At 67.3% G+C, this 10,471-nt stretch carries 10 protein-coding genes and 1 riboswitch; of the genes, 5 read left to right on the forward strand and 5 right to left on the reverse strand.

All coding sequences use genetic code 11. The features are described 5' to 3' along the window. Positions 1-74: 74 nt before the first annotated feature. Positions 75-752, reverse strand: coding sequence for a fumarylacetoacetate hydrolase family protein (locus H1343_RS03470; RefSeq protein WP_185984572.1), 678 nt, complete (start codon positions 750-752; stop codon positions 75-77). Between the two features lie 182 nt (positions 753-934). Here H1343_RS03470 and purU point away from each other — a divergent pair, with 182 nt between their 5' ends. Next, positions 935-1,798 carry a formyltetrahydrofolate deformylase gene (gene purU / locus H1343_RS03475; RefSeq protein WP_185984573.1) on the forward strand — a complete coding sequence of 288 codons (864 nt, stop codon included), beginning with the start codon at positions 935-937 and terminating at the stop codon, positions 1,796-1,798. 63 nt (positions 1,799-1,861) lie between these two features. After that, positions 1,862-2,737: a bifunctional methylenetetrahydrofolate dehydrogenase/methenyltetrahydrofolate cyclohydrolase FolD gene (folD, locus tag H1343_RS03480; RefSeq protein WP_185984574.1), complete on the forward strand. Its 876-nt coding sequence runs from the start codon at positions 1,862-1,864 to the stop codon at positions 2,735-2,737. On the opposite strand, the gene H1343_RS03485 is transcribed toward folD, so the two are convergent. After that, the gene (locus H1343_RS03485) at positions 2,734-4,203 is read right to left on the reverse strand and encodes an amidase (RefSeq protein ID WP_246333298.1); all 1,470 of its coding nucleotides are present in this window, start codon (positions 4,201-4,203) and stop codon (positions 2,734-2,736) included. The two genes, folD and H1343_RS03485, sit on opposite strands and share 4 nt — an antisense overlap. Before the next feature lie 148 nt (positions 4,204-4,351). On the opposite strand from H1343_RS03485, the gene H1343_RS03490 reads away from it, so the two are divergent. Next, positions 4,352-5,725 carry a UDP-glucose dehydrogenase family protein gene (locus tag H1343_RS03490; protein ID WP_185984575.1) on the forward strand — a complete coding sequence of 458 codons (1,374 nt, stop codon included), beginning with the start codon at positions 4,352-4,354 and terminating at the stop codon, positions 5,723-5,725. A 40-nt stretch (positions 5,726-5,765) separates the two neighbouring features. Here the strand turns inward: H1343_RS03490 and H1343_RS03495 are convergent, their stop codons facing one another. The 3 genes from H1343_RS03495 to H1343_RS03505 are packed head-to-tail and all read right to left on the reverse strand — an operon-like array spanning position 5,766 to position 8,736. Next, complete coding sequence (locus H1343_RS03495; protein WP_425484625.1) at positions 5,766-6,746, reverse strand: sensor histidine kinase; 981 nt, start codon at positions 6,744-6,746, stop codon at positions 5,766-5,768. A 50-nt stretch (positions 6,747-6,796) separates the two neighbouring features. Continuing rightward, complete coding sequence (locus H1343_RS03500; RefSeq protein WP_185985457.1) at positions 6,797-7,210, reverse strand: response regulator; 414 nt, start codon at positions 7,208-7,210, stop codon at positions 6,797-6,799. A 29-nt stretch (positions 7,211-7,239) separates the two neighbouring features. After that, positions 7,240-8,736 (reverse strand): sensor histidine kinase, encoded by a 1,497-nt coding sequence (locus H1343_RS03505; protein ID WP_210270071.1) that lies wholly within the window; start codon positions 8,734-8,736, stop codon positions 7,240-7,242. Positions 8,737-8,916: 180 nt separating this feature from the next. On the opposite strand from H1343_RS03505, the gene H1343_RS03510 reads away from it, so the two are divergent. Together H1343_RS03510 and H1343_RS03515 are read left to right on the forward strand one after the other, a co-directional pair. After that, a complete protein-coding gene (locus H1343_RS03510; RefSeq protein WP_185984577.1) occupies positions 8,917-9,501 on the forward strand; it encodes a YqaA family protein in 585 nt (194 codons plus the stop codon). A gap of 40 nt (positions 9,502-9,541) precedes the next feature. Further along, a riboswitch (TPP riboswitch) is annotated at positions 9,542-9,646 on the forward strand. 77 nt (positions 9,647-9,723) lie between these two features. Next, complete coding sequence (locus tag H1343_RS03515) at positions 9,724-10,458, forward strand: ABC transporter permease (RefSeq protein WP_185985458.1); 735 nt, start codon at positions 9,724-9,726, stop codon at positions 10,456-10,458. The last annotated feature ends 13 nt before the right edge of the window (positions 10,459-10,471 follow it).

Below are 10,471 nucleotides of genomic sequence, written 5' to 3' on the forward strand. Positions count from 1 at the left end.
TTAACGGGAGCTTAAGCCTTTTTGCTGGTCCGCATTCCCGGGGCCGAATGCCCCGGGATGTCGCGCTTTCGACCTCAGACGATGGTGACGGTCAGTCCGGGCAGCCCGGCGACGCTCGCCTCCAGCCTATCCCCGCGCTCGACCGGGCCGACGCCGTGCGGCGTGCCGGTGAGGATGACGTCACCGGCCTTCAGCTCGAACAGCGTGGAAAGATTCGCGATGATTTCCGGCAGACGCCAGATGAGAAGATCGACATCCGAGGACTGGCGCGTCTCACCGTTGACCTTCAGCTCGATCGCGCCCTTCTCCACATGGCCGACCTCCTCCGCCGTCGCGATCTCGCCGCAGGGGAAGGAATGGTCGAAGGCCTTGGCGATCTCCCACGGCTTGCCGGTGCGCGACTGCAGGTCCCGGCGCGTCATGTCGAGGCCGACGGCATAGCCGAAGACGTGGCCGAGTGCGTTCTCGGGCGCGATGTCCGTGCCGCCGGACTTCAACGCGACGACCAGTTCCACTTCGTGCTGGAAGTCCTTCGTCTGGCTCGGATAGGGCACCTCGCCGCCATCCAGCACCAGAGCGTCGGCCGGCTTCTGGAAGAAGATCGGCGGGTTGCGCTCGTCGTTGCCCATCTCCCGGATGTGCTCGACATAGTTGCGGCCGACGCAGTAGACGCGGCGCAGGGGAAAGGTCGCAGAGGTGCCGCGAACCGGGATGGCGGCGACGGGCGGCGGCGAAACGACGTACTGGCTCAAGGGATGCTCCTCCGGCTTTCGGGAGGTTCCTTCAACCATGTCGATGCTGGGGGTACAAAGGAAAAGCGCTCGCGCCTTCCTGTCGCTGCAACGCAAATTTTTGCCGCGCGAATCGTCGGCAAGTGCGGCTGGATCGGCTATGCCCCGAAAGTGAGCCAACCCTCCCCAAGCTGGAGCCCGCCGTGCCGCAAGAACAGTTCACGCTCGCCCTGTCCTGCGCCAACCGTCCCGGCATCGTCGCTGCCGTCTCTCGCCATCTCTACGACAACGGTGCCGACATCCGCGAGGCGCACCAGTTCGACGACGGCGAGACGGGCCGCTTCTTCATGCGCGTGCGCTTCGCCATCGTCGAGGCGGTGGTGACGATCGAGAGCCTCGAGGCAGGCTTCCGCACCATCGCCGAGCGCTTCCACATGGACTGGCGCATCCGCTCCACACAGGACACGCCGCGCGTTCTGATCTTCGTCTCCAAGTTCGATCATTGCCTCGCCGATCTCCTCTACCGCTGGCGCATCGGCGAGCTGCGCATGGAGATTGCGGCGGTGATCTCCAACCATCCCCGCGAGACCTTCGCGCATCACGATCTCGACGGCGTCGCCTTCCATCACCTGCCGATCACCAGGGACACGAAGGTCGAGCAGGAGGCCAGGATCCTCTCGATCGTGGAGGAGACGGACGCCGACCTCATCGTGCTGGCCCGCTACATGCAGATCCTGTCGGACGAACTGTCGGCCAGGCTGGAAGGGCGCTGCATCAACATCCACCACTCGTTCCTGCCCGGCTTCAAGGGCGCCAAGCCCTATCACCAGGCGCACAAGCGCGGCGTGAAGCTGATCGGCGCGACGGCACACTACGTCACCGCCGACCTCGACGAGGGACCGATCATCGAGCAGGACGTGGAGCGCATCTCCCACCACGACACCCCGGACGATCTCGTGCGAAAGGGTCGCGATATCGAACGCCGCGTGCTATCGCGCGCCATCGCCTGGCATCTCGACAACCGCGTGCTGCTCAACGGCGACAAGACGGTGGTCTTCCGGGACTGAGGAAGCCCGGCGGCCGATACACCCATGTCGCGGCGGGAGGAGCCGCGCGGCAAGGACGAGAACATGAGCGCTCGCATCATCGACGGCAAGGCGATCGCCGCGGACCTTCGCGGCAAGGTTGCCGAGGACGCGGCAGCCTTCCTCCAGCAGACCGGACGCAAGGCGGGCCTCGCGGTGGTCCTCGTTGGCAACGACCCCGCGAGCGAGGTCTATGTGGGCTCGAAGGTTCGCATGACGCGCGAAACCGGGATGGGGAGCTTCGAGCACCGTCTGCCGGCGGAGACGAGCGAAGCCGACCTTCTGGCGCTGGTGGCGCGCCTGAACGCCGACCCGGCCGTGGACGGCATCCTCGTGCAGCTTCCGCTGCCGCGTCATATCGATTCGGGCTTCGTCATCCTCGCCATTGATCCGGCCAAGGACGTCGACGGCCTGCATCCGGAGAACGCCGGTCGCCTGATGGCCGGTCTGCCGGGCCTCGTGCCCTGCACCCCGCTCGGCTCGATGCTGCTGGTCGAGAGCGTCATGCCGGACATCTCGGGCGCCAACGCCGTCGTCCTCGGACGCTCGGTCCTCGTCGGCAAGCCGGTGGCGCAGCTTCTGCTCGCGGCGAATGCCACGGTGACGATGGCGCATTCGAAGACCGCGGACCTTCCCGCCCTGTGCCGCACGGCCGACATTCTCGTGGCTGCCGTCGGGCGCCCGCAGATGGTGAAGGGCGACTGGATCAAGCCGGGCGCGACGGTGATCGACGTCGGCATCAATCGGCTTGCACCCGCCGAGGGCGCGGCGAAGGGGCGGCTCGTCGGGGATGTCGCCTATGACGAGGCGCTGGAGATCGCCGGCGCCATCACGCCGGTGCCTGGCGGCGTCGGTCCGATGACCATCGCCTGCCTGTTGAAGAACACGCTGACGGCGGCGCGCCGCCGCGCCGGCCTCTAAAGGTTCTCGTACAGCCGCGCGAGGGCGATCAGATCGGCCTCGCCGCGCGGCCTGCCGATGATCTGCACGCCACAGGAGAGGCCGTCGTGGAAGCCGGCGGGCATCGCCAGCACCGGGCAGGACGACAGCGTTCCGGGAACGACCACCTCCATCCAGCGATGGTAGCTGTCCATCGCGCGGCCCGCGATCTCGCGCGGCCAGTGCCACTCCACCGGGAACGGCATCAACTGCGCTGTCGGAAGCGCCAGGAAATCCGCCTCGTCGAACAGCCGCATCACCTCCGCGAACCAGGCGTTCCGCGTCGCTGTGGCCTCGCGCAGATCCTCGATGCCGAGCGCAAGGCCGTTTTCGATTTCCCAGCGCATCTCCGGCTTCATCGTTTCGGCACGCGGATCGTCGAGCAGCATCGCGAATCGCGAGGCGAGCGCGTGCTGGCGCAGCACGACGAAGGCGCGCCACGGCTTTTCGAAGTCGAAGCCGCTATCGATCGGGCGAACCTCGAGGCCGGCCCCGCCCAGCTTCTCGAGCGCGCCGAACGCCGTTTCGAGAACGCCACCCTCCATCGGCAAGTGGCCTGAAAGATCGCCGAGCCAGCCGATGCGGTTGCCTCCGGGCCGCTCCGCGAACTCGGCGAAGGGTCGGTCGGGTCTCGGCAGGGACAGAGGCGAGCGCGGATCGGGACCGGCCAGGACATCGAGAAGGAGAGCGAGGTCGGCCGCGCTTCGCGCCATCGGCCCGTCGGTCGACAGGGTCGAGGCGAAGATGTCGGCGTCCGACAGGCTCGGCACGCGTCCCGCGCTCGGGCGAAGGCCGAAGACATTGTTCCAGCCGGCCGGGTTGCGCAGCGAGCCGCCCATGTCGCTTCCGTCTGCGATGGGAAGCATGCGCAGCGCGAGCGCCACGGCCGCGCCGCCGCTGGAGCCGCCGGCCGAGCGGGACGGATCGAAGGCGTTGCCGGTCGCCCCGTGCACCGGGTTGAAGGTGTGGGAGCCGAGGCCGAACTCGGGCGTGTTGGTCTTGCCGATGATGATGGCGCCCGCCGCACGAATGCGCGCCGCCGCGATCCCGTCCGCATCGGGCACGAAATCGGAAAAGAGCGGCGAACCGAAGGTCGTGCGCAGGCCCGCCGTCGCCATCAGGTCCTTCACCGCGATCGGCAGGCCGTGAAGGGCGCCGAGCTGCTCTCCGCTGGCCACGCGCGCATCGGCGCGGTCGGCCTCCGCCAGAATCTCCTCGCGCGGGCGCAGAGAGACGATGGCGTTGTAGCGCGGGTTGAGCAGTTCAATGCGGTCGAGGAACGCCGACACGACGGCGCGAGAGGTGAGTTCGCCCGAAGCGATGCGCGCGGCAAGGACATGGGCATCGCTGGCGCAGATCGCGTCTGGCTCCGGAACATCCCTCGGCATGGCGAGGCGGCCGGGCGAAGCATAGGGCGCACCGGGCGCCATCGGGTCGTCGAGCGGCATTCCCCACCTCCTTTGCGCGCTTTCACCGTTACGTCGCACGCCGCGTGCAGCCTGTCGACCGCGCAAGGACCACGCTTCTCTTGAGCTTTGAAGCCCCGGTGTATAGCGAGGAAGCGATCCGGGCAGGGCGAGCGATGGAGAGCCGCACATGAAGATCACGGTTTTCGGCACCGGCTATGTCGGCCTCGTTCAGGGCGCTGTGCTGGCAGGTGCCGGCCACGAGGTCCTGTGCATCGACAACGATCCGAAGAAGATCGAAGGCCTCAAGCGCGGCGTGGTGCCCATCCACGAGCCCGGTCTCGAGGCACTCGTCACTCAGTGCGTCGCCGAGGGCCTTCTGCATTTCAGCACCGACGCGCAGGCAGGCGTCGCGTTCTCGCAGGTGCAGATGATCGCGGTCGGCACGCCGCCCGACGAGGACGGATCAGCCGATCTTCGTCACGTGCTGGCGGTGGCGCGCACGATCGCGACGCACATGGCAGAACCGAAGGTCTTCGTGGTCAAGAGCACGGTGCCCGTCGGCACGTCGGCGCGGGTGACCGAGGCGGCCGAGGCCGTTCTCTCCGAACGCGGCCGCTCGTCGCTGGCGGTCGCCGTGGTTTCCAACCCCGAATTTCTGAAGGAAGGCGCGGCGGTCGCCGACTGCACGCGGCCGGACCGCATCATCGTCGGCTGCGAGGACGACGCGGCTCTGGAAATCCTTCGAGAACTCTACGCGCCGTTCAACCGCAACCACGAGAAGATGATCGTGATGGACGTGCGCAGCGCCGAACTCACGAAATACGCCGCCAACTGCATGCTGGCGACGCGCATCTCCTTCATGAACGAGATCGCCAACCTCGCCGAGATCGTCGGCGCCGACATCGAGCAGGTGCGGCGGGGCATCGGCTCGGACCCGCGCATCGGCTACCATTTCATCTATCCCGGCATCGGTTATGGCGGCTCGTGCTTTCCAAAGGATATCGCCGCGCTGATCCGCACGGCGGAGGGCGTCGAGTACGAGCCCTTCGTCCTCAAGGCCGTCCACCAGCGCAACGAGGCGCAGAAGTCGGTGTTGTTCGACAAGGTCGCGGCCTATTTCGGCGGCGATCTCGCCGGTCGGCGCATCGCACTCTGGGGCCTCGCCTTCAAGCCGGACACCGAGGACATGCGCGAGGCGTCGTCGCGCGTCCTGATGGAAGCGCTCTGGGCAGCGGGCGCGAGCGTGCAGGCCTACGACCCGGTGGCGATGGAGGAGTGCCAGCGCATCTACGGCGAGCGCGCCGACCTCACCCTGTGCGGTACGAAGGAGGCGGCCCTGAAAGGGGCCGACGCGCTCCTTATCGCGACCGAGTGGAAGATGTTCCGCGCCCCCGCCTTCGAGACGATCGCCGCGGGCCTGACGAACCCGGTGATCTTCGACGGGCGCAATCTGTACGAACCGGCGATCGTCGCGCGGCACGGCCTGGAATATCACTCGATCGGTCGCCGTCCCGCGCACGCCGAGGCAGGGCGCCGGGAGAAGCTCAGCATCGTGCGTTGAGAGGGCGGGCCGGCGCCGTATGCGATCGCCGGGGGAAGGCTCAGGCCGGTGCGCGCAGGCTGGCGCGCAGGCCCGGCCCCTCATACGCGATCTCGGAGGAGAGGCTGGCGGCCATCGCCCGGATCAGCTTGGTGCCGAGGCCAGTGCCCTGCGGCTTGCCGTCCGCCGGGAGGCCCGGCCCGTCGTCCTCGACGCGCAGGAGGAAATGATCCTCCCCGTCGCGCGCGAGGCGCACCCGCACCTCGCCGCCCACTGCGCCGTAGGCGTATTTGCAGGCGTTGGAGACGAGCTCCGTGACGATGACCCCGACGGAGACGGCCTTGTCGGTCTTCAGGCGCAGAGGCTCGGCGTCCAGCTTCAGGCGGCAGGGCGCGGCTTCGCTTGACCAGGTCTCCTCCAACTCGCCCACGAGCGCCGTGAGATAGTCGACCATGTCGACGGTCTCGACGTCGTTGGAGGTGTAGAGCTCCCGGTGGACCCGCGCGATGGCCGCGATGCGGCGCTGCGTGTCCTTCAGCGCCTCGCGCGAGACCTCGTCCGACAGGGCGCTCGCCTGCATGTGGACGAAAGCGGAGACCATCTGCAGCGAGTTCGAGACGCGATGATTGACTTCCTTCAGGAGGGTCTCCAGCCGCTCGTTGCTGGCGCGCAGCCGGGTCTCGGCGTCCTCCTTGTCGCGCATGAGGCGCACGCGCTCGAGCGTCTGCATGAAGGCGGTGGCCAGAAGGTCGAAGAAGTCCTCTCCGACCGACTTCACCACGTAGTCCGCCGCGCCGGCCTTGAGCGCGGCGACGGCCACGCGGCTCTCCTCCGAGCCGGTGACGTAGACGACGGGAGGCGTATCGGGGAGAGCCTGCAGTTCGACAAGCGTCTCCAGGCCGTCCTTGCCGGGCATGTAATGGTCGATGGCGACGAGATCGAAGCGCTCGCGCCGGGCCAGCGCTATGCCCTCTGCGCCGCCCGCTGCGGAAACCACATCGAAGCCGCGCCTGCGCAGCGTGCGCTCGGCGAGAAGCCTCAACCCTTCGTCGTCGTCGATATAGAGGATGCGCGCTGAGGCGGTCGCCGAGGTCAGCTCTCGACCTCCGGAATCTGGATCACGGTCAGGAAGAGGCCGAGCTGGCGGATCGCCTGCGCGAAGCTCTCGTAGTTCACCGGCTTGGTGATGTAGACGTTGGCGCCCAGATCGTAGCAGCGCTCGATCTCGACCTTGTCGTCCGTCGTGGTGAGGACGACGACCGGCGTACGCCGCAGCGGGCTGCCCTCCGCCTTCATCTTCATCAGGATGTCCGTGCCGCTCATGTCCGGCAGGTTCAGGTCCAGAAGGACCAACGCCGGGCCGTTGCGCGCCGGGCCCGAGGGATCGTCGAACATGAAGGCGAGGGCCGAGGTGCCGTCGGTGAAATGACGGATCTCGTTGCTGACGCCGGCGCGGCGGATGTTCTTCTCGATGAGGCGCGCGTGGCCCTCATCGTCTTCGATCATCACGATATTGACGGGGTGTTGGGGAGTGGTCACGTCCGGTCGCTTTCCTGGCCCGCGTCGTAGGTCTGAGGGATTGAGAGACGGAAGGTCGCGCCTTCGTCAAGCGCCGAATCGCAACTGATCGTCCCGCCGAGACGGTAGGCGAGCGCGCGCACATGCGCCAGCCCGATCCCCTCGCCGGGTTGATCCTGGGTGCCAGAGCGGCGGAACAGGTCGAACACGCGCTCGTGATCCTTCGGATCGATACCACGGCCGTTGTCCTGGATTTCGAAGATCATGCGCGGGCCGGACCTGCGGGCGCGCACGCGGATCTGCCCCGGGCGGCCGGGCTTGAGATACTTTACCGCGTTCTCGACGAGGTTGGAGAAGATCTGCTCGATGGCCACGCGGTCGGAGACGATCTTCGGCAGGCTGCCCTCCACGGTGATCTCGGCCCCCACCTCGTTCAGCCGATGCTGGAGCGTGTCGGTGATGCCGGCCAGCATCGCGTCCATGTCGAGCGGCTCGGGCGTGATGACGCGCCGTCCCTCGCGCGAAAGCCGCAGGATGGCGTTGATCAGCCGGTCCATCTTCTGGGTGGAGGAGCGGATGAAGCCGATCGCCTCCGGCAGGTCCTCCTTCGCCGCGTAGCGTGCCTCGGGCGTCACGAGGTCCGGCGCTTCGGTCTCGGCCTTGTCGATCAGCGCCGACAGTTCGCCCGTCGCCGCCTCGAGTTCGGCGGTGAAGCCCATCACGTTGACAAGCGGCGAACGAAGGTCGTGGCTGACGATGTAGGCGAAGCGCTGGATTTCGTCGTTGGCGCGCTGAAGGTCGGCGGTGCGCACGGCGACGGCGCCCTCGAGCATCTCGTTGAGCCCCGCGAGCGTGGTGCGCGAGCGCTCGAGAGCGGCGAGGTTGCGGCGGATGACGTAGATCGTGCCGGCGGCCATGACCAGAAGCAGGATGCCCGCAACGCCGAGGATGATGTAGGCGAGCGCCAGCGTCCGCTCACGCTCGATCACACGCTCGGCCAGAAGCCCCTGCTCACGCTCGACCATCTCGGAGATCACGCTGCGGATTTCCATGATGATCGCGACGCTGTTGTCCCCGTTAAAGAGGGTGCGCGGATCGAGTTGTGGGTCGGCGCGCAGCCGCTCCAGCGTCGTGCGGGCATTTGCGTTGTGCGCCTCGTCGAGCGCGCGCAATCGATCCAGAGCTGCTCTTTGCGAGGGATTGTCGGCGGTCAGCGCACCCAGCGCCTCGAGGATGGTCGCCTTGCGCTGGATCAACCTGTCGATGATGCCGGCATAGCTCTCGTCACTCGACAGGAGAAAGCCGCGCCGCGCCGTCGCCACGCGCTCGGCGGCGGTCTCGAACTCGCCCAGCGCCTTCTCGACCTCGTAGGTGTGGGCAACCAGATTGCCGCGCTGCTGCGTCTCGAGAAGCGCGACCGCGCCGGCAATCCCCACAACGACGAGAGCGGCGAAGCCGAAGACGATAGCGCCGACGACGGATCGGCCGAACGGCTTTGCGGAAGGCTTGATCAAGGCTGCGATTGACCCGTTGAACGCGAAACCCTGCCATAGCGGCCGCGCGGTGTGCGCGCCAGCCCTCTCGTCACCTTCGCGCGAAGTGGAGCACGGGCGGGGCAGGTGACTTGACGGCACCCATGCTTTGCGGGTGAGTGGGCGCCGGGCGGAGCGCCAAGGGAGAGACGACGGAAGACGATGCTGCAGGGCCTCTACGACTGGACCTTGAAGATGTCCCAGCATCGAAATGCCGAGCGCTCGCTGGCGGCGATGTGCTTTGCGGAAAGCTCCTTCCTGCCGGCCATGCCGGAGGTGATGCTCCTGCCGATGATCCTGGCGGATCGCACGCGCGCCTGGCGCCTCGCATTCGTCTGCACGCTCTGGTCCGTGCTCGGTGGCATCCTCGGCTACTTCATCGGTGTCTTCCTGTTCGAGAGCGTCGGCGAGCCGCTGCTCGCCTTCTACCGGATGACCGGCAGCTTCGAACGCATCGCCGAGGACTACAACGATCTCGGCTGGCTCATGGTGCTGATCGGCGGCGGCATCACGCCGGTGCCCTACAAGGTCATCACCATCCTGTCGGGCGTCACGCGGCTCGACTTCGCGGTCTTCGTCGGCATGAGCGTCGTCGCGCGATCGATCCGCTTCTACATCCCTTGCGCGCTCCTGTATTATTTCGGCCCGCAGGCGAAGGTCTTCCTGGAGAAGCGCATGTCGCTCGTCTTCTGGAGCTCGCTGGCGCTGATCGTCGGCGGCACGCTCCTTGCCGGATACATTCTGTAGAGGCTCCCGTTGACATGGGCGCGCGCCGCGATCATCTTCCCGCCCATCCGAGGGGTGCGCCCTATACGCGCTGAGATGGCGACATCGCCGAACCCTTGAACCTGATCCGGGTCATGCCGGCGTAGGGACGGGACATTGGTCGAAGTCGCATCTTCAAGCCGGGGCGGCTTTGCGCGCCCCCCATCCGCGAGTTGCCGCAGGAGCGGGGCTGCTCGCGCCGGGCTGAACTTTCTCGCCGGCTTCGCCACGATCCTCGCCATCTGGCAGTTCAGTATCTGGCTGATCGCGCCGCCGCATTTCATCCTGCCAGCGCCTGCCGCAGTCATCGAGGTGTTCGCGCAGCGCTCCGACTTCCTCCTGCGGCACGGGCTCGTCACGCTCGCCGAGATCGGCCTCGGCCTCCTCTTCGGCTCGCTTGCGGGCATCCTCGTCGCGTTGTCGGTCGCCTCGATCCCCGGTGTGCGCCAACTCGTCTGGCCAGCGGTGCTGGTGATCCAGGCGCTGCCGGTCTTCGCAGTGGCGCCGATCCTCGTCCTGTGGTTCGGCTTCGGCATGGCCTCGAAGGTGGTGATGGCCGCGCTCATCATCTTCTTCCCGGTTGCCTCCGCTTTCGCGGACGGCCTGCGCCGCACCGAGAGCGATGTCCTGGAATCGGCCGCGCTGCTCGGCGCCGGTCGCTGGCAGACGCTCGCACTTATCCGCATTCCCCTGGCGCTGCCGGGCCTCGTCTCGGGCCTTCGCGTCGCTGCCCCTCTTGCCCCGCTCGGCGCCGTGATCGGCGAATGGGTGGGCGCCTCGGCCGGGCTCGGCTTCATCATGCTGCAGGCGAATGCCCGCATGCAGACCGACATCCTCTTCGCCGTTCTCGTCATTCTTGCCGCGCTGACGCTGGCGCTGCGCTTTGCCGTGGACGAACTCGCCGCGATCCTCGTGCCCTGGGCGCGCGAGGCCGAATGACCGCAAGGACCTC

It is taken from the genome of Aureimonas mangrovi (genome assembly GCF_014058705.1).
Classification (GTDB): domain Bacteria; phylum Pseudomonadota; class Alphaproteobacteria; order Rhizobiales; family Rhizobiaceae; genus Aureimonas; species Aureimonas mangrovi.

What these genes read in the sequence shown, in the direction of transcription:
- H1343_RS03510 (WP_185984577.1), top strand. Translation starts at nt 8,917, where the DNA reads ATGCTGCAGGGCCTCTACGACTGGACCTTGAAGATGTCCCAGCATCGA.
- H1343_RS03500 (WP_185985457.1), bottom strand. Translation starts at nt 7,210, where the DNA reads ATGATCGAAGACGATGAGGGCCACGCGCGCCTCATCGAGAAGAACATC.
- H1343_RS03485 (WP_246333298.1), bottom strand. Translation starts at nt 4,203, where the DNA reads ATGCCGCTCGACGACCCGATGGCGCCCGGTGCGCCCTATGCTTCGCCC.
- H1343_RS03490 (WP_185984575.1), top strand. Translation starts at nt 4,352, where the DNA reads ATGAAGATCACGGTTTTCGGCACCGGCTATGTCGGCCTCGTTCAGGGC.
- folD (WP_185984574.1), top strand. Translation starts at nt 1,862, where the DNA reads ATGAGCGCTCGCATCATCGACGGCAAGGCGATCGCCGCGGACCTTCGC.